The sequence below is a fragment of the Allobosea sp. WAO genome (assembly GCF_001509835.1).
Lineage (GTDB): Bacteria > Pseudomonadota > Alphaproteobacteria > Rhizobiales > Beijerinckiaceae > Allobosea.
In genome coordinates, this window is record NZ_JXTJ01000006.1 from 582,325 (window position 1) to 604,414 (window position 22,090).

The 22,090-nt window shown below is 66.5% G+C and carries 23 protein-coding genes; 15 read left to right on the forward strand and 8 right to left on the reverse strand.

Annotated elements, in window-relative coordinates; translation table 11 throughout:
- Positions 1-167: 167 nt before the first annotated feature.
- The 9 genes from lysM (at position 168) to DK26_RS11970 (ending at position 9,256) form a co-directional block, all read left to right on the forward strand.
- Positions 168-611 carry a peptidoglycan-binding protein LysM gene (gene lysM, locus DK26_RS11930; RefSeq protein ID WP_066472202.1) on the forward strand — a complete coding sequence of 148 codons (444 nt, stop codon included), beginning with the start codon at positions 168-170 and terminating at the stop codon, positions 609-611.
- A gap of 172 nt (positions 612-783) precedes the next feature.
- Positions 784-1,836: a TRAP transporter substrate-binding protein gene (locus DK26_RS11935; RefSeq protein ID WP_066472203.1), complete on the forward strand. Its 1,053-nt coding sequence runs from the start codon at positions 784-786 to the stop codon at positions 1,834-1,836.
- A 20-nt stretch (positions 1,837-1,856) separates the two neighbouring features.
- The gene (locus tag DK26_RS11940) at positions 1,857-2,348 is read left to right on the forward strand and encodes a TRAP transporter small permease (RefSeq protein ID WP_184231643.1); all 492 of its coding nucleotides are present in this window, start codon (positions 1,857-1,859) and stop codon (positions 2,346-2,348) included.
- Positions 2,345-3,664: a TRAP transporter large permease gene (locus DK26_RS11945; protein ID WP_066472212.1), complete on the forward strand. Its 1,320-nt coding sequence runs from the start codon at positions 2,345-2,347 to the stop codon at positions 3,662-3,664. Before DK26_RS11940 ends, DK26_RS11945 begins: the two co-directional genes overlap by 4 nt.
- Before the next feature lie 120 nt (positions 3,665-3,784).
- Positions 3,785-4,099, forward strand: a complete 315-nt coding sequence (locus DK26_RS11950; protein WP_066472215.1) for a rhodanese-like domain-containing protein — start codon at positions 3,785-3,787, stop codon at positions 4,097-4,099.
- Between the two features lie 71 nt (positions 4,100-4,170).
- Positions 4,171-5,136, forward strand: coding sequence for a YiiG family protein (locus tag DK26_RS11955; RefSeq protein WP_248309937.1), 966 nt, complete (start codon positions 4,171-4,173; stop codon positions 5,134-5,136).
- 135 nt (positions 5,137-5,271) lie between these two features.
- A complete protein-coding gene (locus DK26_RS11960; protein ID WP_066472217.1) occupies positions 5,272-7,581 on the forward strand; it encodes a xanthine dehydrogenase family protein molybdopterin-binding subunit in 2,310 nt (769 codons plus the stop codon).
- Positions 7,582-7,713: 132 nt separating this feature from the next.
- Positions 7,714-8,145: a cytochrome c gene (locus DK26_RS11965; protein WP_066472219.1), complete on the forward strand. Its 432-nt coding sequence runs from the start codon at positions 7,714-7,716 to the stop codon at positions 8,143-8,145.
- Between the two features lie 172 nt (positions 8,146-8,317).
- A complete protein-coding gene (locus DK26_RS11970) occupies positions 8,318-9,256 on the forward strand; it encodes a cytochrome c (protein WP_066472221.1) in 939 nt (312 codons plus the stop codon).
- A gap of 37 nt (positions 9,257-9,293) precedes the next feature.
- Here DK26_RS11970 and DK26_RS11975 read toward each other — a convergent pair whose 3' ends face one another.
- From DK26_RS11975 to DK26_RS11995, 5 genes are all read right to left on the reverse strand, one after another.
- Positions 9,294-10,103, reverse strand: coding sequence for a hypothetical protein (locus DK26_RS11975; protein ID WP_157089624.1), 810 nt, complete (start codon positions 10,101-10,103; stop codon positions 9,294-9,296).
- A gap of 269 nt (positions 10,104-10,372) precedes the next feature.
- Positions 10,373-10,993: an XRE family transcriptional regulator gene (locus DK26_RS11980; protein WP_066472225.1), complete on the reverse strand. Its 621-nt coding sequence runs from the start codon at positions 10,991-10,993 to the stop codon at positions 10,373-10,375.
- Positions 10,994-11,099: 106 nt separating this feature from the next.
- Entirely contained in the window at positions 11,100-12,029 is a 930-nt protein-coding gene (locus tag DK26_RS11985) for a DMT family transporter (protein ID WP_066472227.1), read from the reverse strand.
- 153 nt (positions 12,030-12,182) lie between these two features.
- A complete protein-coding gene (locus DK26_RS11990) occupies positions 12,183-12,635 on the reverse strand; it encodes a GNAT family N-acetyltransferase (protein ID WP_066472228.1) in 453 nt (150 codons plus the stop codon).
- A gap of 172 nt (positions 12,636-12,807) precedes the next feature.
- Positions 12,808-13,587 carry an SDR family oxidoreductase gene (locus DK26_RS11995; RefSeq protein WP_066472229.1) on the reverse strand — a complete coding sequence of 260 codons (780 nt, stop codon included), beginning with the start codon at positions 13,585-13,587 and terminating at the stop codon, positions 12,808-12,810.
- Between the two features lie 227 nt (positions 13,588-13,814).
- Here DK26_RS11995 and DK26_RS12000 point away from each other — a divergent pair, with 227 nt between their 5' ends.
- Together DK26_RS12000 and DK26_RS12005 are read left to right on the forward strand one after the other, a co-directional pair.
- Positions 13,815-14,648, forward strand: coding sequence for a UDP-2,3-diacylglucosamine diphosphatase (locus DK26_RS12000; protein ID WP_083533155.1), 834 nt, complete (start codon positions 13,815-13,817; stop codon positions 14,646-14,648).
- Positions 14,648-15,742 carry a glycosyltransferase family 1 protein gene (locus tag DK26_RS12005; protein WP_083533156.1) on the forward strand — a complete coding sequence of 365 codons (1,095 nt, stop codon included), beginning with the start codon at positions 14,648-14,650 and terminating at the stop codon, positions 15,740-15,742. Before DK26_RS12000 ends, DK26_RS12005 begins: the two co-directional genes overlap by 1 nt.
- On the opposite strand, the gene DK26_RS12010 is transcribed toward DK26_RS12005, so the two are convergent.
- A complete protein-coding gene (locus DK26_RS12010) occupies positions 15,681-17,468 on the reverse strand; it encodes a cation:proton antiporter (protein WP_066472231.1) in 1,788 nt (595 codons plus the stop codon). The genes DK26_RS12005 and DK26_RS12010 overlap by 62 nt on opposite strands.
- 197 nt (positions 17,469-17,665) lie before the next feature.
- Here DK26_RS12010 and DK26_RS12015 point away from each other — a divergent pair, with 197 nt between their 5' ends.
- A complete protein-coding gene (locus DK26_RS12015) occupies positions 17,666-18,511 on the forward strand; it encodes a MoxR family ATPase (RefSeq protein WP_066472233.1) in 846 nt (281 codons plus the stop codon).
- Here DK26_RS12015 and DK26_RS12020 read toward each other — a convergent pair.
- Positions 18,486-19,262 (reverse strand): hypothetical protein, encoded by a 777-nt coding sequence (locus DK26_RS12020; RefSeq protein ID WP_184231642.1) that lies wholly within the window; start codon positions 19,260-19,262, stop codon positions 18,486-18,488. The two genes, DK26_RS12015 and DK26_RS12020, sit on opposite strands and share 26 nt — an antisense overlap.
- Here DK26_RS12020 and DK26_RS12025 point away from each other — a divergent pair.
- A complete protein-coding gene (locus DK26_RS12025) occupies positions 19,261-19,764 on the forward strand; it encodes a DUF2975 domain-containing protein (protein WP_198162314.1) in 504 nt (167 codons plus the stop codon). The two genes, DK26_RS12020 and DK26_RS12025, sit on opposite strands and share 2 nt — an antisense overlap.
- A 10-nt stretch (positions 19,765-19,774) precedes the next feature.
- Positions 19,775-20,020 carry a helix-turn-helix transcriptional regulator gene (locus DK26_RS12030; RefSeq protein WP_066472239.1) on the forward strand — a complete coding sequence of 82 codons (246 nt, stop codon included), beginning with the start codon at positions 19,775-19,777 and terminating at the stop codon, positions 20,018-20,020.
- A 9-nt stretch (positions 20,021-20,029) separates the two neighbouring features.
- Here DK26_RS12030 and DK26_RS29345 read toward each other — a convergent pair whose 3' ends face one another.
- A complete protein-coding gene (locus DK26_RS29345) occupies positions 20,030-21,289 on the reverse strand; it encodes an ABA4-like family protein (protein WP_066472241.1) in 1,260 nt (419 codons plus the stop codon).
- Positions 21,290-21,392: 103 nt separating this feature from the next.
- On the opposite strand from DK26_RS29345, the gene DK26_RS12040 reads away from it, so the two are divergent.
- Positions 21,393-22,079: a TetR/AcrR family transcriptional regulator gene (locus DK26_RS12040; protein WP_066472244.1), complete on the forward strand. Its 687-nt coding sequence runs from the start codon at positions 21,393-21,395 to the stop codon at positions 22,077-22,079.
- Positions 22,080-22,090: the final 11 nt, after the last annotated feature.

Sequence of the window (22,090 nt, forward strand, 5' to 3'; positions counted from 1 at the left end):
TCGCGAGGGCGAGCGCGCTCCGGCGCCGGTCCGGCACCTCCAACGCTTCTGCCAGTCTTCTGCGCCGTGCGGAAGCGCTCCCCCGATTGGAGCGAGGTCGAGAGTTCCGTCTTGAACTTGTGACGCTGAGGGGGCTTCATGGGCATCCAGCCACAGGAGGATGCCCCATGGGTCTGTTCAGTTTCATCAAGGAAGCCGGATCGAAGATTTTCGGTTCGAGCCCAGCCAAGGCGGCGACCTCCGAGGAGCTGCAAAAGGAGCTCGCGAGCCATGGCCTGCCGGCCGGCGTCGAGGTCAAGGTCGAGGGCGACAAGGTCAAGGTCAGCGGCAACGCGGTCTCGACCGAGGAGGCCGAGAAGATCATCCTGGCGCTCGGCAACACCACCGGCGTCGCCTCCGTGGAATCGGAGCTGATCGTCAACAAGGAGGCGCCCGCCGCCGTGTTCTACACGGTGAAGAAGGGCGACACACTCTGGAAGATCGCCGAGGTGCATTACGGCAAGGGCCAGGGCGCCAAGTACACCGAGATCGTCAAGGCCAATACGCCGCCGGTCAAGGATCCCGACCTGATCATGCCGGGCTGGGTGCTGCGTATCCCGCCGCAGGCCTGAGCAGCTTCATAGCCAATTGGTCGAGCACGCCTGGTTCCCTACGGGACCGGGCTTGCTTCGCGTCGGATTTGGCCGTCATGTGACAGGACGAGACGGGGCACGCGGCCGGCATGGGCGCGGAAAAGCCCCGCGAGGGGCAGACGAAACGAGCGCGATCCCGGGGAGGGGACCGATGAATTTTGACCGTCGCAAGTTCTTGATGCTGACCGGTTCGGCCGTGGCCGCGCCGGCGGTGCTGCGTGCCACGCGGGCGAACGCCCAGGAAGTGACGCTGCGCATGCACCACTTCCTGCCGCCGGTTTCGAACGGGCATGCCAAGTTCCTGAAGCCCTGGGCCGACAAGGTCGGTGCCGAATCGAACGGCCGCATCAAGATCGACATCTTCCCGTCGATGCAGCTCGGCGGCACGCCGCCGCAGCTCTTCGACCAGGCGCGCGACGGCGTCGTCGACATCGTCTGGACCCTGCCCGGCAACACGCCCGGCCGCTTCACCGGCATCGAGGCGTTCGAGCTGCCTTTCGTGGCGAACAAGCGCGCCTTGGTGAACTCGCTGGCGCTGACCGACTATGCCGAGCAGAACCTCAAGGACGAATTCAAAGACATCAAGCCGATCTGCTTCTGGGCGCATGATCACGGGCTGATCCACGCCAACAAGCCGGTGAAGACGATGGAGGACCTGAAGGGTCTGAAGCTGCGCTTCCCGACCCGGCTCGCCGGCGAGGCGCTGCGGGCGCTCGGCGCCAACGCGATCGGCATGCCGATCCCGCAGGTGCCGGAATCGCTGGCCCAGCGCGTCATCGACGGCTGCGTCGTGCCCTGGGAGGTCGTGCCCTCGATCAAGGTGCAGGAGCTGGTCAAGAACCACACCGAGATCCCGGGCTCGCCGACCTTCTATGTCGCGACCTTCGTGCTGGCGATGAACCGCGCCAAATATGACGGGCTCGCGCCCGACCTGAAGGCGATCATCGACAAGAACGCCGGTGCCGCCGCGGCGGCGATGGCCGGCAAGGTCTGGGACGAGCAGGCCGTCGTCGTCGCCGAGATGGTGAAGAAGCGCGGCAACAACATCATCACGATCGAGGAGGCCGAGGCGGCGCGCTGGCGCAAGACCACCGAGCCGGTGATCGAGGGCTGGCTGAAGACGGCGAAGGAGAAGGGGCTCGACGGGGACAAGCTGCTCGCCGCCGCCCGCGCCGCCCTCGCCAAGCATCAGAACGCGGCCTGACCTGAGGGATGGCGGACGGGGTGGGCGATAGACCGCCATCGCGGATCGACGCGGTGGCGGAGGCGGTGGCGCTCATCGGTGGAGCGCTGCTGGTCGGGCTGGCGACCATGGTTGTGGTCAGCGTCACCCTGCGCAGCGATCTCATCGGCGGTGCCGGCGTGCCCGGCGATTTCGAACTCGTGCAGATGGCGACCGCCGTAGCCGCCTTCTGCTTCCTGCCGCTCTGCCAGCTCCGGCGCGGCAACATCTTCGTCGACACCTTCACTCTGAAGCTGCCGCAACGCTGGCGCGACGGGCTCGATGCGCTCTGGGACGTGGTCTACGGGCTCGCCATGGCGCTGATCGCCTGGCGGCTCGGCGTCGGCGCGCGCTCCGCCTTCGCCAGCGGCGAGAACACCATGGTGCTGCAGCTGCCGAGCTATCTGCCGATCGCGATCTGTGCGGTGCTCGCGGGGTTCGTCGCCGTCGCCGCCTTCGTCAGTGCGAGCCGTCTCGTGAGGCAGCCGCGATGAGCGGCTTTTCGCTCGCACTGACCGGGTTCGGCGTGATGCTGGCGCTGATGGCGCTGCGCCTGCCGATCGGGCTCGCCATGCTGGTCGTCGGCAGCGCCGGCTATGTCCAGCTCAACGGGCTCGACCCGTTCCTGAACTATATCCGCACGACGCCCTACCAGATCTTCGCCAATTATACGCTCTCGGTGATCCCGCTCTTCGTGCTGATGGGCGCCTTCGCCGAACGCTCGGGGCTGGCCGGCGACCTGTTCAAGGCGGCCTCGGCCTTCATCGGCCACCGCCGCGGCGGCCTCGGCATGGCGATGATCGGCGCCTGCACCGGTTTTGGCGCGATCTGCGGCTCCTCGGTCGCGACCACCGCGACCTTCGCCCGCGCGGCGCTGCCGCAATTGCGCGGTTATCGCTATGATCCGGGCTTCGCTTGCGGCGTCACCGCGGTCGGCGGCACGCTCGGCATCCTGATTCCGCCCTCGGTGATCCTCGTCGTCTATGCGATCTCGACTGAGCAGAACATCGCCAAGCTGTTCCAGGCGGCGCTGATCCCCGGGCTGATGGCGACGGCGTTCTACTGCCTGACCATCTGGATCATGACGCGGCGCGACGGCACGCTCGGCCCGGCGCATGAGCGCACGCCCTGGCGTGCGCGCTGGCCGCTGCTCATCGGTGTGATCCCGGCGCTGGCGGTCGCGGTGATCGTGGTCGGCGGCATCTATGGCGGCGTCTTCACGCCGACCGAGGGCGCCTCGGTGGGGGCCTTCATCATGCTGGCGATCGGCCTGTTCCGCCGCACGCTCGGCCTCGAAGGTATCAAGCAGGCGATCATCCAGACGGCCGAAACCTCCGCGATGATCTTCGCGATCCTGCTCGGGGCCGAGGTCTTCAACGCCTTCCTCGCCCTGACGCAGGTGCCGACTGCAGCGGCCGAGTTGATCGCGGCCTCGGGCTGGCAGCCCTATACGGTGCTGGTCGGGCTCCTGCTGTTCTACATCGTGCTCGGCGGTGTCATGGACGAGCTCGCCATGATCCTGCTCACACTGCCGGTGTTCTTCCCGATCGTCACGGCGCTCGATTTCGGCATGCCGACCGACGACATCGCGATCTGGTTCGGCATTCTCGTCCTGATCGTCGTCGGCATCGGCATGACCTGCCCGCCGATCGGCCTCAACGTCTTCGTTGTCGCCTCGCTGGCGCGCGACGTGCCGATCACACGAATTTATCGCGGCGTCTTGCCCTTCGTCGCCTCCGACCTCATCCGTCTCGGCATCATCGTGGCATTCCCGGCCCTGACGCTCTATCTGGTGAAGCTCCTGAACTAGCGCATTTCCGCGATTCCCTGAATCGCGCAGATGCTCCAGCTCTTTGTTCTATCGCATTTTCTTCACGCGAACCGGTATCCACTTCGCTCGAAAATGCTTCAAGCTGCCGGAGCGACGGGCATGATCGTGAACGACCTCGACATCGACGACATCAAGGCGGGGCTCGCCGCGAATTCGATCCTGATCGTCGATGTGCGCGAGCCGCATGAATTCGCGGCCGGCCATATTCCGGGCTCTGTGTCGCGCCCGCTCTCGCAGTTCAACCCGGCCAACCTGCCGAACGAGCCGGGCAAGCGCCTCGTCCTGTCCTGTGCAGCCGGCGTGCGCTCGCTGCGGGCCATGGAATTCGCCCAATCGGCTGGCCTCGATGTCGACAGCCATTATATTGGCGGCTTCAAGGACTGGGTCATGCATGGGGAGCCGGTCGAGCGCTGAGCCGCCCTCTGGACCAAGTGAGTTCAATCTCCGCCGGCTGCGATGCCGGTCGGCACGATCAGGGACGCAGAATGCCGCCTAAAGCCTACCTTCGCTCCGCCGCCATGGCGCTCGCGCTGATGACGCCCGGGTTGATGGCCCTTGCCCCCGCACCCGCCCTGGCTCAGGGCGCCGCCGCTCCGGCCGCGACCCCGGCGGGCGATGCCGGCCTCCAGGCCGCGATCTCGAAATCGAACGCCTATACGGCCCTGATGAACCGGACGCTGCGCGCCAACCAGTCCTGGGAGCGCTATGCGAGCTGGGTCGACATGAAGAAGGGCCCGACCGGCAAGGAGCGCTACATCACCTACGGGCTCTACAGTCTCTACGACGTCAACAGCGAGATCGCGGCCGCCGAGCAGGCGACGGTGCGCGAGCCGGCGCTGCCCGAGATCGACCAGACGATCCGGCGCTATATCGCGGCCTATCAGGCGCTGGCGCCGCTGATCACCCGGGCCGAGCGCTACTACGAGCGCAAGGACTATCGCGACGACGGCGCTGCGGAAGGGCGCAAGCTGCACGAGCAGATGGTGCCGGCCGCGAAAACCTTCCTGCAGGAGCGAGCGACGCTCGATCAGCAGATGCGCGTCTTCAAGCGCGATCTCGACGCCAAGGAGCTGGCGGCGATCGAGGCGCGCGAAGGCAAGTCGGCTCGCTGGCAGGTTCGCAACATCATGATCAACGCCCGCGCCATCGTCGACCTGATGCCTAGCAATGAAAGCCCGATCGTCGATCTCAAGGCGTTCGACGTCGCGGTTGCCGGCTATGCCGCGGCGGTGCGCGAGATGGACAATTTCAAGGAGCGCGAGCCCAAGGGCGTGCCCTTCATCGAATCGCAGGCGAGCTCCTGGCTCGGCAAGGTCAGGGACTTCCGCGAGAAGCTCGGCACGTCGAAAGGCGATGTCCGCAAGGGCGCGGCCAATGACGCCAACTGGCTGATCACCAACTATAATACGATGGTTTCGCTCGCCGACACCGCGGTGCGGATGGCACGCTGACGAGCCACGGCCGGTCTTCCCCGCAAGGGCGCGACCGGCCTGCGCTGCGTGCAATGCGGAAGGCCTCCAGCCGGGGGCTGACTGCAAGCCGGCCCTGTTCCAGACTCGACTTCGAATAATTCCGAGGACACCGCCATGCGACCCATGAAGTTCGGAGTAGGCCAGCCGGTTCGCCGGGTCGAGGATCAGCGCCTGACCACCGGTACGGGCCGCTATACCGACGACACCGCCGTCGAGGGCGCGCTGCACGCCTATGTGCTGCGCTCGCCGCATGCGCACGCGACGTTCAGGATCGTCGACAAGCAGGCGGCGCTGAAGCTCAAGGGCGTCAAGCTGATCCTGACCGGCGAGGACGTCGCCCATCTCGGCGACATCCCCTGCAAGGGACTGATCAAGGAAATCTCGGGCGAGGACGTGCAGCCCAACCCGGTGCCGGTTCTGCCGGTCGACACGGTGCGCCATGTCGGCGAGGCGATCGCCTTCGTCGTCGCCGAGACGCTCGACCAGGCGCGGAATGCTGCCGAGGCGATCGAGATCGCGTTCGAGACGCTGCCCTCGACCACCGGCATCGCCGCATCGCTCGAGCCGGACGCGCCGCAGGTCTGGCCGGATCGCGACGGCAATGTCGCCTTCGAGGCCGAGCAGGGCAATCGCAAGAAAACGGAAGACGCCTTCGCCAAGGCCGACCGGACGGTCTCGGTCACAATCGTCAACAACCGCCTCGCCTCCAACTATATGGAGACGCGCGCCTGCATCGCCGAATACGACAAGGCGAGCAAGCGCTGGACCCTGACGCTCGGCAGCCAGGGCAGCCATGGCACGCGCGAGATCCTCGCCGACTACATCCTCAAGGTCCCGCAGTCCCGCATCCGGGTGATCACCCCCGATGTCGGCGGCGGCTTCGGCACCAAGATCTTCATGTACCGCGAATACCCGCTGACCATGGTCGCGGCCGAGAAGTTGAAGCGGCCGGTGCGCTGGGTCGCCGACCGGACCGAGCATTTCCTCGCCGACACCCATGGCCGCGCCAATCTGACGACGGCGACGATGGCGCTCGACAAGCGCGGCAAGTTCATCGGCCTCAAGGTCGATCTCGCTGCCGATATGGGCGCCTATCTCTCGCAGTATGGGCCCTTCATCCCCTGGGTCGGCACGACGATGACGCCGGGCTGCTACAGCATCCCGGCGGTGCATGTCCGTTTCCGCGGCGTCTTCACCAACACCACGCCGGTCGATGCCTATCGCGGCGCCGGGCGGCCCGAGGCGGCCTATCTGATCGAGCGGCTGGTCGATGCGATCGCGCGCGAGACCGGAAAGACGCCGGATGCGGTGCGCGCCCTCAACTTCGTCAAGCCGAGCGAGATGCCGCACAAGACGCAGACCGGCCCGGTCTATGATTCCGGCGAGTTCGAGGGCCATATGCGCCGCGCCATGGAGGTGGCGGACTGGAAGGGCTTCAAGGGGCGCCTGAAGGCCTCGCAGAAGGCTGGCAAGATCCGCGGCATCGGCCTCGCCTGCTATATCGAGGCCTGCGGCGGCGGCGGGCCGGAGAGCTCGACCGTGATCCTGGAGAAGGACGGCACGGTAACCGTCCTGATCGGCACCCAGTCGAACGGGCAGGGCCACGAGACCGCCTATTCGCAGCTGGTCGCCCAGCATCTCGACATCCCGCTCGACCGCATCAAGGTGGTCCAGGGCGACACCGACAAGGTCGCGACCGGCTCCGGCACTGGCGGCTCGCGCTCGATCCCGGTCGGCGGTGCGGCGCTGAACGCGGCGACCGGCATCCTTGCCGACAATCTCAAGAGCCTTGCCTCGGACGTGCTCGAAGCCGCCTCGGCCGATCTCGAGATCGTCGACGGCGCCGTGCGCATCGTCGGCACCGACAAGAAGCTCGACCTCAAGGCGATCGCCAATCTGCCCGGCGCCAAGGCCGAGCAGCTCAGCGTTCATCAAAGTTGGACGCCGCCGGAAGCGACCTATCCGAACGGCACCCATGTCGTGGAACTGGAAGTCGATCCGGCGACTGGCGGCACGGAGATCCAGAACTATGTCGTGGTCGACGATTTCGGCGTGACGTTGAACCCGATCATGCTGCAGGGCCAGGTCCATGGCGGTGCGGCGCAAGGCATCGGCCAGGCGCTGATGGAGGAGATCCGCTTCGACTCGTCCGGCCAGCTGCTGACCGCGACCTTCATGGACTACGCCCTGCCGCGTGCGATCGACATCCCGAACTTCCATTTCGAGACGCGCAACGTGCCGTGCGTCACCAACGCGCTCGGCGTGAAGGGCGCGGGTGAGGCCGGGGCGATCGGTGCCTGCCCTGCGGTGATGAACGCCATGGTCGATGCGCTCAACCGCGCTGCGGGCATCAAGGCGATCGACATGCCGGCGACGCCGGTCAAGGTGTTCGCGGCGCTGAAGGGCGCCGGGTACGGCGGTTGATGCAAGATCGGGTTTGCATTCGCGCAAACAATTTCACGCGAATGCGACTTGGCGGCGTCATCGTCATCGGTTGATCTGGAAGTGTTCCAAACAGCGCCGGTTCCGGCGCCAGCCTTCCAGAGGATACAGCGTATGATCCGTCCCGTTCTCGTCGCCCTTGGCCTCGCCATCGGCGTCTCTGCCGTCGTCGCTCAGTCGAACCCGATCGCAGAGCGCAAGGACGCGATGAAGAGCGTCGGTGCGGCGACCCGTGAAGGCGCGGCCATCGCCAAGGGCGAGGCGCCGTTCGATGCGGCCAAGGTGCAGGGCATCTTCAAGGTCTACAGCGACGCGGCCAAGAAGGTCCCGGCCCTGTTCCCGGACAATTCCAAGACCGGCGGCGAAACCACGGCCGCCCCGAAGGTCTGGGATGACCAAGCCGGCTTCAAGACCGCCTTCGCCAAGTTCGAGGCCGATGCGGCCAAGGGTGCTGCCGCGACTGACCTCGCTTCCTTCCGCGCGGCCTTCGGCGATGCCACCAAGAATTGCGGCAGCTGCCACGAGGTCTACCGCATCAAGAAGTGAGCCGAACAGGCCACCAGATCCCTTCACCCGTCATTCCGGCGCTCCGCGTCGCTGCGGCCGGAATGACGGCGTTTGCCATGCGATATGGCGGCCTCTTTGTCCGACGGGCTTTTCGGCCGCACGTTCTTGGCCGAAACTGCCTTGGACATGACGGGCCACAGATGAGGAACCGATGCGCCGCCTGCTGATAACCCTCCTGGTCTTCGCTTTGGCGGGTATCGCCGGCTTCTTCGTCCTCACCGATCCGCGCGTGGTCTCGCCGGGACCCGAAATCGGCACGCTGCCGCAGCCCGATGTCGAGAACGGCAAGCTGCTCTTCGCCGCGGGCGGCTGCGCCTCCTGCCATGCGACGCCGGGACAGGACGACAAGACGCGGCTCGGCGGCGGGCTCGAACTCGGCTCGCCCTTCGGCAAGTTCCACGTCCCGAACATCTCGCCGCATACGCGCGACGGCATCGGCAACTGGGGCACGGCCGATTTCATCCAGGCGATGGCGGCCGGCGTCTCGCCCGCAGGGCAGCATCTCTATCCGTCCTTCCCCTACACCTCCTATCGGCTGATGACGCCGAAGGCGCTGGCCGACCTCTTGGCCTATATCCGCACCTTGCCGGCAGTCGAGGGCAGGGCGCCGCCGCATGAGCTGCCGTTCCCCTTCAACATCCGGCGCATGGTCGGCGGCTGGAAGCTGCTCTTCTTCGACGGGGCGCCGTTCAAGCCCGATCCGACGAAAAGCGACGAATGGAACCGTGGTGCCTATCTGGTGCAGGGGCCCGGCCATTGCGCCGAATGCCATTCCGCGCGCAACAGCCTCGGCGCGATCGTCCAGGCGACGCGTTATGCCGGCGGACCGGACCCGGAGGGCAAGGGCTGGGTGCCGAACATCACGCAGTCCGAGGACGGGCTCGGCAAGTGGTCCAAGTCCGAGATCGCGGAACTGCTGAAATCGGGCTTCACCCCGGAGTTCGACAGCGTCGGCGGCTCGATGGCGGCAGTGGTGCGCAATACCGCGCAGCTCCCGGAGGCCGACCGGCTGGCGATGGCGGAATATCTGAAGTCGCTGCCGGCAGTGCAGGGCCCGCCGCGGCCGCCCAAGCCCGCAGCGGGCGGCTGAGGCACGGGACCGCGGCGTCTTTTCCGTCAGCCGGGAGCTATTTCAGGGACGCGCCGATAGCGTCGATGTCCTTGCAGTCCCGCTCGGACGGTTTGTCGCCCGCCCGATCGTCGACCGCCTGCATCGCCGCATGGGCCTTCCTCAGCCGTTCGATCGTCGCGGGGGATTGGTCCTTCATCAGCAAGCTAGATGTCATGTCCCTGACCAGCCCGGCGCGCCTGTTCAGCTCCAGCTTGGTGCAGCGGCCTGCAGATCCTGTTGCCGCCTTGTCGTCACCGGTGCTTGCAGGGGCGCCCGCCTTCGCCGCGGGATCGCGCAATCTTACGGTCGAAACGGCCAGATCGCAGGCCGGCGCGAATTGCTCGGCCTTGTCTGCGCGATAAATGCACTCGAAATTATAGGCCTTCTCGCCGATCGCCGTGAAAACATAGCGCTTGATCTGGGGATGCTCCTTGCTGAAAGGCAGCCGCCCGTTGGAGAAGACCATGTCGACGGCCGGCCGGCCGAGCAGGGTCGTCATGGTCGCCGATTTGAGCTCGATCGAGGGGCGAACCGCGATTGCCTTGGTGAAGGCGTTGGCGATGGATTGACGCGTCCGCTCGCTCACCTCCTGGAGTTCGCCGGCATCGCGGGGCCCCAGGAAGGTGATACGCACATCACCATTGGTCGGCGAAGACGCCTTGACGCCCGCCACATCGCCTGTTCCATCCGCGAAGAGATGATCCAGGGAGAAGTCCAGCGGGTATTCGAAGCTGTAGCTTCCGTCCTGCGCGTTGAAGGTCCTCGTTTCAGCGGCTTCGATGCGCAGCGGCGCGAGTGTCATCGGCAGGGCCAGGGCGGCGAGCATCGCCAGGCGAGCCGAAACGGCTGAAGACGGCATGTGAGAAAGCCTCATGGTTCAACGAAGTCGCGGCTTCTCTGGCCGTAGTCCATCGTGCGGCGCCGCGATACGCTTCGCGCTGGCGAGGCCGGCTGGAGTCGGGCAGGTGGCCTGATCGGGCGGGATGGTCCGCGCCAGAGCATTTTCGAGCGAAGTGGATACCGGTTCGTGTGAAGAAAATGCGATAAAACAAAGAGATAGAGCATTTCCGCGATTCATAGGATCGCGGAAATGCGCTAGTCCATCACCGCCGCTTTGAGGATGCAGACCATCAGGGCGGTGCCCGGCTTGTCGCCGACGCAGCGCACGACATGCTGGCGGTCGCAGCGATAGCGCAGGGTCTCGCCGGCCTTGGCGCGCTGGGTGACGCCGCCGACCTCGACCTCGAATTCGCCGGCGCTGACCGAGAGCGACTCGATCGAGCCGCGCTGGTGACCTTCTGAATCGAGCTCGCCGCCCGGCTCGGCGCTGACCTCGTACCATTGCAGCCATTCGACGGTCTTGATCCAGCCGATGATGGCGAGGCGGAGCTTGCCGTCCTCCGAGACGAGGATCGGCGTGTCCGGGCGGGCGATCTTCTCGATGAAGGCCTCTTCCTCATTCGAAGAGAGCACGCGCTCGATCGAGACGTCGAGCGCCTGCGACAGCCGCCAGATCGTCGCGAGCGTCGGATTGGTCTCGTTGCGCTCGATCTGGCTGATGATCGACTTGGCGACGCCGGACTGCTCGGCGAGTTCCGAGAGCGAGAGATTATAGGCCTTGCGCAGCCGCTGGATCGTCTTGCCGAGCTGACCGGAGATCACCTGCGCGCCCGATTCCATCTCGCGGCCGCCACGTTCTCTGGTTTCGATGCCCATAGGTCCTTGCCTCATCGCTTTACCGCTCGTTTGGGAAAGCGAACGATCGTTTGTATTGGCGGACAATGCCTCGGATTGCTCCAAGCGGCAAGCAAAGGCTTGCGCGTCAGGTGGAGCGCGAGGGGCCGACTTCCCGGGTTTCGCGCTTCAGCAGGCCGAGCTGCTTCTCGCGCAGGATCACATAGATCCCCGAGGCGATGACGATCAGCGAACCGGCGACGACCGCCATGGCCGGCCATTCGCCGAAGACGAACCAGCCGAGCGCAGTCGCCCAGATCATGGTCGAATACTCGAAGGGCGCGACCAGCGAGGCATCACCATAGCGATAGGCCTGGACCAGCAGGATCTGGCCGAGGCCGCCGAGCACGCCGATCGTCACCAGCAGCAGGAATTCCTGCCAGTTCGGCATGGTCCAGCCGAGGAAAATGGTCAGCAGACCGAGCAGCGAGGTCAGCGACATGAAGTAGAAGACGATGGCGCCGGTCTTCTCGGTGCGGGTGAGCATGCGCACCTCGACCGAGGCGAAGGCGGAGCAGAAGGCGCCGCCGAGCGCCAGCAGTGCGCCAATGGCGGGGCCTCCCGACAGGCCCTGCGCGAACGCATCCGGCTTCATATGCGGGGAGAGCATCAGGAGCACGCCTAGGAAGCCGATGCAGACGGCGGTCCAGCGATAGACCCGGACCTTTTCCTTCAGGATCAGCGCTGCCAGCGCCACCAGGATCAATGGGGCGGCATAGCCGATCGCGACCGCATCCGAGAGCGGCAGCAGATGCAGGGCGGCGAAGCCGAGGAACATGCCGGTCGAGCCGATGATGCCGCGCTTCATGTGGCCGCGCAGATTGCTGGTCTTGAGGGCGCTCGGGAACTCGCTGCGCCAGGAAAGCCAGATCACCAGCGGGATCAGGGCGAAGAAGGAGCGGAAGAATACCAGCTCGCCCGTCGGATAGCGCGCGGCGAGCAGTTTGATCGCCGCCGACATCAGCGTGAAGGACAAAGCCGAGAGCAGCTTGAAGCTGATGCCGAGAAGAGGGGACAAAGCGAAGTTCGGGGCGCGGGGGAGGAGTCTTGTAGAGGACCACCCCCTTAGACCACGAGCCTGGAGTCGTTCAAAGCGTCGATCTTGCAGGGCCGACCGGCAGGGCGCGGGACGCGGCAGCCATCGGCAAGGCGCATTTCCTCGCAGGCGGCTTCAACGAAGCGCGTATTCCAGCACCTCGTCGCCGGCCTCGTCGAAGCTGCCGGTCGAGCGCCAGCCGAGATGCCGATAGAAGCCGTAGGAGCGCACCTCGGGATCGGTGGAGCAGCCGAGGAAGAGCCGCTCGAAGCCGAACTTCCCGAGTTCCTCGACCATCAGCGAAAGCAGCTTCTTGCCGATGCCCTTGCCTTCCTGGCCCGGCAGCAGAGCGAGGACGGCGATCTCGCCGCTGTCGGCATGCCCGAAGCAGTAGCCGACGATCTTGCCGTCTTCGGTCGCGACATGGCCGGGCAGGCTGCCATCGGCGATGGCGTCGCGCCAGCTCTCCAGCGTGATGCCGCGCTCCCTAAGTTCCGCAACCGAGAAGGCGTTCTCACGCGTCATGCCGCGCAGGACGATGCAGTCGGGCGTGTCTTCGGGGACGGCTTTTCGATAGGTGATCGTCATGGCGGCCGAGTTGGCATGCGGTGCTATACGGAGGTTCTCGACCTCATCCTGAGGAGGCCCGAAAGGGCCGTCTCGAAGGATGCTCCAGATGGTTCCGGAGCCTCCTGGAGCATCCTTCGAGACGCCATGTCGTACGACATGGCTCCTCAGGATGAGGGTCGTATTCCTGGCGTCAGAAATTGGTCCGGAACGAGCCGCCGTCCATCAGGAAGTTCTGGCCGGTGATGTAGCCGGCATGGGCGCTGGCGAGGAAGGCGCAGAGCTTGCCGAACTCCTCGGCCTCGCCGAAGCGGCCGGCTGGGATCTCGGCGCGGCGCAGCTTCATCACTTCCTCTTCCGAAATGCCTTTCATCGCCGCGACGCGCTTGGTCGAGGTGGTCAGGCGGTCGGTGGCGAAGACGCCGGGCAGGATGTTGTTGATGGTGACGTTGGCATGGGCGATCTCGCGCGCCACGCCGGCGAGGAAGGCGGTGAGGCCGGCGCGGGCGGCGGAGGAGACGTCGAGCCCGGTCAGCGGCGTCAGCACGCTCGCTGAGGTGATGTTGACGATGCGGCCGAAGCCGCGCTCGATCATGCCGTCGACCACGCGTTGGGTCAGCTCGAGCGGCGTCGCCATGTTCTGCGCGACGCCCTCGAGCAGCGCCTCGCGCGTCACCTCGCGGAAGGGCTTCGGCGGCGGACCGCCATTGTTGTTGACGAGGATGTCGACCTCGGGCGATGCGGCGAGCAGCGCGTCCTGGCCGGCCCTGGTCGAGACGTCGGCGACGACTGCGATGATCGTCGCGCCGGTGCTGGCGCGGATCGCGCTCGCGGTCTCTTCCAGGGTCTTGGCGTCGCGCCCGTTGACGACGACGGTGCAGCCGGCCTCGGCCAGTGCCTGAGCGCAGCCGCGGCCGAGCCCCTTGCTCGAGGCGCAGACGATGGCGGTGCGGCCGGCGATTCCCAGATCCATGGTGTTCCTCCGAATTTCCAGTGCCGCAGCCAAAGCACGGTTTTCCCGCCGCGTCATCAAAGCGTAGCGCAAATCAGGGAAACGCCGGTGAGCCCGCTCCGACCGGCTGCAAAGCAACCGGTCGGAAATGTGGTCTCGAACTTGGGTTGAGAGACGGATTCACCGCCCAGATTGTTCCAATCCGAGCGGACCGGCTCTCGCATTGCAACAGGATGGGCTGGCGGCACATGAGCGACGACAGCGACGCCAAGCAGGTTCGCAGCATCTTCATCTCCGACCTGCATCTGGGTACGCGCGGGGCGCAGGCGGACCTCGTTCTGGAGTTCCTGCGGGCCTATGATGCGCCGCAGATCTATCTGGTCGGCGACATTATCGACGGCTGGCGGCTGAAGAACGGCTGGTACTTCCCGCAGGCCCATAACGACGTCGTGCAGAAGCTGCTGCGCAAGGTGCGCAAGGGCTCGAAGCTGGTCTACGTCACCGGCAATCACGACGACTTCCTGCGCGACTACACCGGGCTGCAGTTCGGAGGCATCACGCTGGTCGACGAGATCATCCACGAGGCCGCCGATGGCCGGCGGATGCTGGTGATCCATGGCGACCTGTTCGACCTCGTCGTGCGCAACGCCAAATGGCTCGCGCTGCTCGGCGACTGGGCCTACACCGTCGCCCTCGTCCTGAACCACGGGATCAACAAGGTGCGCCGGACCCTGCGCCTGCCGCACTGGTCGCTCTCGGCCTGGGCGAAGCACAAGGTCAAGAACGCGGTCAACTATATCGGCGAGTTCGAGCAGTGCCTGGCCGACGAGGCGCGGCGGCACAAGGCTGACGGCGTGATCTGCGGCCATATCCACCATGCGACGCAGCGCCAGATCGACGGGCTGACCTACATCAACACCGGCGACTGGGTTGAGAGCTGCACGGCGGTCGTCGAGCATGACGACGGCCGCTTCGAGATCATCCGCTGGCCGCAGCACCGCTTCAGGGGCGAGAATCCGGGCCTGTTGGCCGTGTCCGCCCCGCAGCGGCCGGCGCCGGTTCTGGTCGGTGAGGCTGCCTGATGCGTGTCCTGATCGCCACCGACGCCTGGCGGCCGCAGATCAACGGCGTCGTGCGCTCGCTGGAGCGGATGTTCGAGGCCGCACCCGATTTCGGCGTGACGGCGCAGATGCTGACGCCGGAGGGTTTTCGGCAGGTCGGCCTGCCGTCCTATCCGGATATTCGCATCGCCCTCGCCAGCCAGCAGCAGGTCGCAAGGCGCATCGCGGAATTCGGCCCCGACCATATCCACATCGCGACCGAGGGGCCGATCGGCTGGCTGACCCGCGCGGTCTGCCTCGCTCAGAAGCGGACCTTCACGACGAGCTACCACACCCGCTTCCCGCAATATGTCGCGGCCCGCTGGCCGATCCCCGAAAGCTGGAGCTACCGTTTCCTGCGCCGATTCCACGCACCGGCGGCGGGGGTGATGGTCTCGACGGCGACGGTCGAGGCCGAGCTGCGCGAGCATGGCTTCGAGCACATCCTGCGCTGGGGCCGCGGCGTCGATCTTTCCCTGTTTCATCCGCGGGCCACGAGCGTGCTCGACCTGCCGCGGCCGATCTTCCTCAGCGTCGGCCGGGTCGCGGTCGAGAAGAACCTCGAGGCGTTCCTGTCGCTGCGCCTGCCGGGCAGCAAGGTCGTGGTCGGTGACGGCCCGGCACTGGCAGACCTGAAGCGGGCCTTTCCGGAGGCCCATTTCCTGGGCTCGCGCGAGGGCGAGGACCTCGCGGCGATCTATGCCTCCTCGGACGTCTTCGTCTTCCCGAGCCTGACCGACACCTTCGGCATCGTCCTGCTCGAGGCGGCGGCGAGCGGCCTGCCGGTCGCAGCCTTCCCGGTGCAGGGGCCGAGCGACGTCTTCGCCGGCAGCCATGCGGCGGTGCTGCACGAGGATCTGCGACAGGCGGCGCTCTCGGCGCTCAGGCTGTCACGCGAGGCCGGACCGGAGCTCGCGGCGCACCATAGCTGGCAGAGCAGCGCCGAACAGTTCTACGGTCATATCCGCCGGGCGGCGCAGGAGGCGGCAGCGCGGCCGGTGCCAGTGCAGAACGTCACAGCCTTCGCGAGCGCGCGTGGCGCGGAAGCGAGCGGGCGGGCGCGCTCGCCGGCTTAAGCTCGCTGCGGAAATCGTCGCGGCGCTGATGTACCGAGGCGATGACGAGGCCCATCGGCACGCCGAGCCCGACGAGGGCGGCTTCCGACAATTGCAGGCTGGCCTCGATCGTCTCGGGCACGGCGTCGTTGACGCCGATCTCGTAGAGATGGCGGGCATGCTTGGCGTCGCGGGCGCGGGCGACGATCACGAGCTCGGGCCGCATCGCGCGCGCGACCCTGACGATCTCGTCGACGGCCCGCTGATTGTCGATCGTCACGATCAGCGCGGTCGCCTCCTGCAAGCCGCAGAGGCGCAGGAATTCCGGCTTGGTGGCATCGCCGTAGAAGGCGGGGCGCCCGGCCCGGCGCTGGCTCGCGACCAGGGCGGGATCGGCATCGACCACCAGGAAGGGAGCCTTGTGCTGCTCCAGCATCTCGCCGACCAGGCGGCCGACGCGGCCGCAGCCGACGACGAGGGCGCGGGCGGCATGATCGGCCGGCGGCAGGATGTGCGCCTCGTCCGGCAGCTGCACTGTCGGCGCGAAACGCGTCGCCAGCGTGCGCGCCAGCCGGGCGGCCAGCGGCAGGGAGATCATGGTTAATGACACCGCCGCCAGAACGAGGCTCGAAGCCGGGCGCTCGACGAGCCCGGCGGCGACCGAGGCGCTGAGCAGGACGAAGGCGAACTCTCCGCCGGGGCCGATCATGATCGCGCTCTCCAGCGCGGTCGCCCGCCCGAGCCGGAAGAAGCGCGCCAGCAGATAGGTGATCGTCGCCTTGGCGAGAAAAAGCCCCGCCGCAATCGCGACGATCGCCAGAGGCTGGGCGGCAAGTGCCGCCGGGTTCACGCTCATCCCGACGGTGAGGAAGAACACGCCGATCAGCAGTGCCTTGAACGGCTCGATCGTGACCTCGATGGCGCGGCGATACTCGGTTTCGGCCAGGAGCAGCCCGGCGATGAAGGCGCCGAGCCCCATGGAAAGGCCGGCGGCGGCGGCGATCAGCCCGGTGCCGAGCGCGACCAGAAGAGTCGCCGCCAGGAAGCTTTCGGAGGAATCGGTCGAGGCGACGAGCCGGAACAGGGGACGCATGGCGAAGCGCCCGATGACGATGATCGCCGCGATCGCGGCGGCCGCCTGCAGCAGGGCCTGGGCGAGGCCCGCGAGCAGCGAGCCGTTCTCCTGCGAGCCGAGCACGCTGATCAGGAAGAGCAAGGGAATGACGGCAAGGTCCTGGCAGAGCAGGATCGCGAAACTGGCGCGGCCGGCCGAGGAGGTGATGCGGCGGTGGGCCGAGAGCAGTTCCACCACCATCGCCGTCGAGGACAGCGCCAGCGCCGTGCCGATGATCAGCGCCGCTGTCGCAGGCTGGCCGAAAGCGTAGGCGACCGCGCCGATGACGCCTGCGGAGAAGCCGATCTGGCCGAGGCCGAGCCCGAAGACCAGCCGGCGCATCGTCATCAACCGGTCATAGGAGAGCTCGAGCCCGATGACGAAGAGCAGGAAGGCGATGCCGAGCTCTGCCGGGCCGGCCAGCGCCTCGGCATTGGAGACCGTGATGGTGCGCAGGAGTGGTACCTGGGCGACGAGGCCGCCGAGCCCGAACGGTCCCAGCAAGGCGCCGCAGGCGATGAAGGCGACGACCGAGTTGACGCGGAAGCGCTTGGCGAAAGGCACGATGACGCCGGCCGTCGCCAGCACGACCACGGCGTCTCGATAGGTGGAGGGGTCGATCGTTGCGGCCACATGCCCCTCGAAGCGAACAGGCGATTCAGCTGATGTCGAATTTTGCGTGCTGCGCCGCGGCAGCACAACAAAATCAAGAGGCTACCTCGCGAAAACTTGCTCGCCCGGAAGTGGCCGACTAGACCTCGGTCAAGCTCGCGGCGATGCGGGTCCGAAGGAAGCGGCTTTCCGGCCGCCGATCACGCGAAGGGTTACGCATGCGCTTCACCGGCACCGCTTCTTACGTCGCCACCGAGGATCTCACCGTCGCCGTCAATGCCGCGATCCGGCTGGAGCGGCCGCTGCTGGTCAAGGGCGAGCCCGGCACGGGCAAGACGGTCCTGGCGGAGGAGATCGCCGCTGCGCTCGGTGCGCCTTTGATCACCTGGCACGTCAAGTCGACCACCAAGGCGCAGCAAGGGCTCTACGAATACGACGCGGTCAGCCGCCTGCGCGACAGCCAGCTCGGCGATGCCCGCGTCTCCGACATCGCGAACTACATCAAGCGCGGCAAGCTCTGGGAGGCCTTCGCCTCGCCGGTCAGGCCGGTGCTGTTGATCGACGAGATCGACAAGGCCGATATCGAGTTTCCGAACGACCTCCTGCTCGAGCTCGATCGCATGGAGTTCCATGTCTACGAGACCGGCGAGACCATCCGCGCCGCGCAGCGCCCGGTGATGATCATCACCTCCAACAATGAGAAGGAGCTGCCGGACGCCTTCCTGCGCCGCTGCTTCTTCCACTATATCCGCTTCCCCGACGCCGAGACGATGCAGGCGATCATCGAGGTGCATTTCCCGGGCATCAAGAAGCGGCTGATGGAGGAGGCGCTGCGCCTGTTCTTCGAGGTCCGCGAGGTGCCGGGGATCAAGAAGAAGCCCTCAACCTCCGAATTGCTCGACTGGCTGAAGCTGCTCGTCTCCGAGGATATCGGCCCAGAGGTGCTGCGCGAACGCGATCCACGCAAGCTGATCCCGCCGCTGCACGGCGCGCTCCTGAAGAACGAGCAGGACGTCTCGCTGTTCGAGAAGCTCGCCTTCATGGTTCGGCGCGAGAGCCGCTGAGCTTCACCGGCGGGACCTCGTCGCAAGGCGGGATGGCAGTTGCGAGATCGACTTTCGGATCGATCTCGCGGACGGCCTGCCTGAGATCGAAATCGCGCATCAGCAGGACATAGTCCTGCGTTTCCGACGTTCTGAGGTAGCCGCTCATCGCGATCGGCTTGCCCGTGAGTTCGCCGAGCCGGCAGGCCTTGTTCGCCTCCAGCGACAGGCTGCCGCGATTGCCGCTGTTCTGCGGCCCGGCGAACATCTCCTCGCGGAAGGCGCCGAGGCGGGCGGCATCGCGCGTACCCAGCTTGAACAGCGTGAAGCGCCGGCCGGGCGCCGCCATTGCCGGCAGCTTCGCGAGTTCGGCCGCGTCGCGAACCTCCTCCAGCACGACCTTCCGCTCATGGCGTCCGCCATCCTTCGGGAGGGCGACGAGCGTCATGGTGACGCCGCCGGGCAGCGTGCGGATGTCGGCGGGAAGGCTGATGCCGGCGCGCAGTTCGGCGAGGTTCGTCGTCTTGATATCGACCTTCGACAGTTTCGGCAGAGAGGCCAGCGGAACGTGGCCGCAACCGGCGAGGACGCTGACAAGCAGCAGTTTGGCGGGCAGGGCGATGCGCATGGTGGCTCTCGGTTGAATGATTTTGACATTCAGAAATTCAGCTCTTAGTTTAATTTTGTCAATCATGGAGCGAAGCAATATGACGCCCTCTCTAAGCTCGCCCCAAGGCCTCGCCGCGATGAAGAGGCTGCGCCGCGTCAGCATGATCGCCCGTTTCGCCTGCTTCGCGGCGGCTGCCCTGATGGCCTTCGGTGCTGTTTGGCTCTGGCGCGATCCTGAGCAGCTCGCCGCCTATGCTCGCGGTACGGTCGGGGTGAGTGCGCCGATCGGCCCGCTCTCTGTGCGCGGCTACTGGATCGCGCTTGCGGTTGGCCTCGTGCCGGCGGGTCTCTTCGTCGCGGCGATGCTGCGCCTCGCCGGCCTGTTCGGCCGCTTCAGCCGCGGTCAGGTGCTGGAGGAGGCGAATGCGGAGCGCCTCACACGGGTCGGCTGGCTGCTGACGGCGATGGGTCTGGCGACGCCGCTCGCCCGCGGATTGCAGAGCGTGGCGCTGACCTTCGACAACCCGTCAGGTCACAAGCAGCTGGCGATCACGCTCGATCCGGGCATGTTCGGCGCGTTGGCGGCGGGGGCTGCGCTGGTCGCTTTCGGGCTCGTGCTCAAGGAAGCGGTGCGCCTCGCGGACGAGAATCAGAGTTTCGTGTAGGAGCTTGGCGATGCCGATCATCGTCGAACTCGATGTCATGCTGGCGCGTCGCAAGATGCGCTCGAAGGAACTGGCCCAGCGCATCGGCCTGACCGAGCAGCAGGTCTCCCAGCTGAAATCCGGCAAGGTCCGGGGCATGCGCTTCGATACGCTCACCAGGATCTGCGCGGTGCTCGACTGCCAGCCCGGCGACCTGCTGCGCTACGAGCCGAGGCCGGAGGGGCCGATCATGGCGGGCGAGGGCGACGAGGCCTGAGCCTGCGGCTCAACCGAGGCCCAATAGCGGCCTGGCATCGAGCGCTGCCAGCAGCGCCATCACGGTGAGGCCGGTATAGGCGGCCGAGACGGCCCCGAGCGTGACCATGCCCGGCCCGGTCCGGCGGATCGCCAGCCAGATCAGGAGCCCGAAGGTAGGGATTATCTGCAGCGCGTGCAGCCCGAGGAAATGTGCAAGGCGCAGATCCCCGATGCTGAGCGACCAGCCCAGAAGCGGGATCGTCGGATGCAGCGCGGGAAGCGTGCCGACGAAGTGGCCGCCGGGGTTCCGGCCGAGCACGATGCCGCTCAGCAAACCGAGAACGCAGGTCAGGGCGAGGCCGATCACCAGCGACCAGCGCAGCACCGGCGGCATCGGCGCGGCGTCGCGCCGGGCGAGGCCATAGGCGAGGAAGCCCGGTGCAAGCGTGAACATCACGGCGCCGATGCCCATCAGCACGTAGAGCGCGGTGCCGAGCGGGGTGGCGTTGTAGTGCGAGGCTTCTAGCCTGGAGGCGCGCCAGGCGATGTAGAGCACTTCGAGCACGATCGGCACGATCACCGGCCAGATCATGTAACGCCCGGCGAGCGAGGCGCGGAAGCGCTCGCTGGTCAGGGGTAGGAAGGCCGCGAGCGTCAGCAGGTAGAAGGCGACCGAGAGTTCGAATTTCAGCGGCTTCACCCAGGTGTCGACGCCTCCGAATTGGCGTTCGTCGAGGCCCAGGGCGAGCATGGTCGGCAGCGCCAGCGCGGTCATGGCGAAGGCCACTGCCGCGAGGCGCGGTTCGATCTCGATATCGCGCAGCCAGCGCGGCAGCCGGGCCTGGAAGCGGGCGATCCGGTCCTCGCTGGCAAGGCGGAACGACGTGCAGATGAGCAGCCAGGCGAGATAGCCGGCAGGACCGAACAGAAAAGTCAGGATCAGCACCGGCACCATCAGCCAGTGCGGGATCGCCTCCTCCTGGGAACGCCTGAGGATCCAGTTCCCGAGGAAGAGGTCGAAGGCGAGGTAGTGCACCCAGCCAGCCAGCAGCAGCGGCTTTGAAGCGAACAGGCTGGCGACCGCATCGAGCGAGCCGAAGCCTCCTTCGGCACCATGCCAGTAGACGAGGATCAGAACGAGATATCCGAGGGAGAGCAAGGCCGGAATGATCCACCCTGCGAGTGCCGCCGAGACCCCGCGCCAGCGCGGCAGCAGGAGCAGCGAAAGCCAGCCGATGATAGCGAGACGGCCGGCAAGGGCGAAGGCGTCATCGAAAAAGCTCGGCATCGCAAACTCTGATCTTGACGCTGTTAAGTTGTCGCTTTGGCCTATTGCGCTATCTTGACGCCGTCAAGTTCAATTTTGACGCTGTAAAGATGTGAGGCCGGCAATGGCGATGGGGGTAGCGGGGCGCGGCGGTTATCATCATGGCGATTTGCGCCAGGCGATGATCGAGGCGGCCGAAGCGGTGCTGGCCGAGAAGGGCGTTGACGGCTTCACCCTGCGCGAATGCGCGCGGCGCGCCGGGGTTTCGCCGGCAGCGCCGGCGCATCATTTCGGCAATCTGGTGGGATTGCTGACCGCCGTGGCGACGCTCGGCTTCGACGAGCTTTCGAATGCGATGGAGGCAGCCGTCGCGGAGGCTGTCGCGACTGGCGGCGATCGTCTTGCGGCGATCGCGGATGCTTATCTAGCGGTTGCCCTGGCGCGGCCGGGCCGTTTCCGCGTGATCTTCGGTCGTCTCGGTCTCAAGCACGGCGACGAGGCGCTGGCACGCGCCGCGGTTCGGGCCTTCGGCATCCTGGTGCGCGAGACCAAGCTGGCGCTGGGGCGGCAGGAGGAGGGCGCCCTGCTGACGCGGCTGCCATCCAGTTTCTCTGCGGATGCCGATCTCGGCACGATCCTCTTCGTCTGGTCGCTGACGCATGGGTTTTCGACCATGCTGGTCGACGGGCAGCTTAGCCCTTTCGAGGCCCAGCCCGGCGGGCGCGAGCGCCTGCTCAAGCTCTATTCTGAGCAGCTCGTGCAGCTGCTCGTCAGTGCCGTGCGCCAGAGACGGAGCGATATCGGCGCATGACCCTCGCAAAT

What these genes read in the sequence shown, in the direction of transcription:
- DK26_RS29345 (WP_066472241.1), bottom strand. Translation starts at nt 21,289, where the DNA reads ATGCCGAGCTTTTTCGATGACGCCTTCGCCCTTGCCGGCCGTCTCGCT.
- DK26_RS11945 (WP_066472212.1), top strand. Translation starts at nt 2,345, where the DNA reads ATGAGCGGCTTTTCGCTCGCACTGACCGGGTTCGGCGTGATGCTGGCG.
- DK26_RS12025 (WP_198162314.1), top strand. Translation starts at nt 19,261, where the DNA reads ATGATCGCCCGTTTCGCCTGCTTCGCGGCGGCTGCCCTGATGGCCTTC.
- DK26_RS12040 (WP_066472244.1), top strand. Translation starts at nt 21,393, where the DNA reads ATGGCGATGGGGGTAGCGGGGCGCGGCGGTTATCATCATGGCGATTTG.
- DK26_RS12000 (WP_083533155.1), top strand. Translation starts at nt 13,815, where the DNA reads ATGAGCGACGACAGCGACGCCAAGCAGGTTCGCAGCATCTTCATCTCC.
- DK26_RS11995 (WP_066472229.1), bottom strand. Translation starts at nt 13,587, where the DNA reads ATGGATCTGGGAATCGCCGGCCGCACCGCCATCGTCTGCGCCTCGAGC.
- DK26_RS11960 (WP_066472217.1), top strand. Translation starts at nt 5,272, where the DNA reads ATGCGACCCATGAAGTTCGGAGTAGGCCAGCCGGTTCGCCGGGTCGAG.
- DK26_RS11975 (WP_157089624.1), bottom strand. Translation starts at nt 10,103, where the DNA reads ATGCTCGCCGCCCTGGCCCTGCCGATGACACTCGCGCCGCTGCGCATC.
- DK26_RS12020 (WP_184231642.1), bottom strand. Translation starts at nt 19,262, where the DNA reads ATGCTGACGCGGCGCAGCCTCTTCATCGCGGCGAGGCCTTGGGGCGAG.
- lysM (WP_066472202.1), top strand. Translation starts at nt 168, where the DNA reads ATGGGTCTGTTCAGTTTCATCAAGGAAGCCGGATCGAAGATTTTCGGT.
- DK26_RS11980 (WP_066472225.1), bottom strand. Translation starts at nt 10,993, where the DNA reads ATGGGCATCGAAACCAGAGAACGTGGCGGCCGCGAGATGGAATCGGGC.
- DK26_RS11990 (WP_066472228.1), bottom strand. Translation starts at nt 12,635, where the DNA reads ATGACGATCACCTATCGAAAAGCCGTCCCCGAAGACACGCCCGACTGC.
- DK26_RS11970 (WP_066472221.1), top strand. Translation starts at nt 8,318, where the DNA reads ATGCGCCGCCTGCTGATAACCCTCCTGGTCTTCGCTTTGGCGGGTATC.
- DK26_RS12030 (WP_066472239.1), top strand. Translation starts at nt 19,775, where the DNA reads ATGCCGATCATCGTCGAACTCGATGTCATGCTGGCGCGTCGCAAGATG.
- DK26_RS11965 (WP_066472219.1), top strand. Translation starts at nt 7,714, where the DNA reads ATGATCCGTCCCGTTCTCGTCGCCCTTGGCCTCGCCATCGGCGTCTCT.
- DK26_RS12005 (WP_083533156.1), top strand. Translation starts at nt 14,648, where the DNA reads ATGCGTGTCCTGATCGCCACCGACGCCTGGCGGCCGCAGATCAACGGC.
- DK26_RS11950 (WP_066472215.1), top strand. Translation starts at nt 3,785, where the DNA reads ATGATCGTGAACGACCTCGACATCGACGACATCAAGGCGGGGCTCGCC.
- DK26_RS11935 (WP_066472203.1), top strand. Translation starts at nt 784, where the DNA reads ATGAATTTTGACCGTCGCAAGTTCTTGATGCTGACCGGTTCGGCCGTG.
- DK26_RS12015 (WP_066472233.1), top strand. Translation starts at nt 17,666, where the DNA reads ATGCGCTTCACCGGCACCGCTTCTTACGTCGCCACCGAGGATCTCACC.
- DK26_RS11955 (WP_248309937.1), top strand. Translation starts at nt 4,171, where the DNA reads ATGCCGCCTAAAGCCTACCTTCGCTCCGCCGCCATGGCGCTCGCGCTG.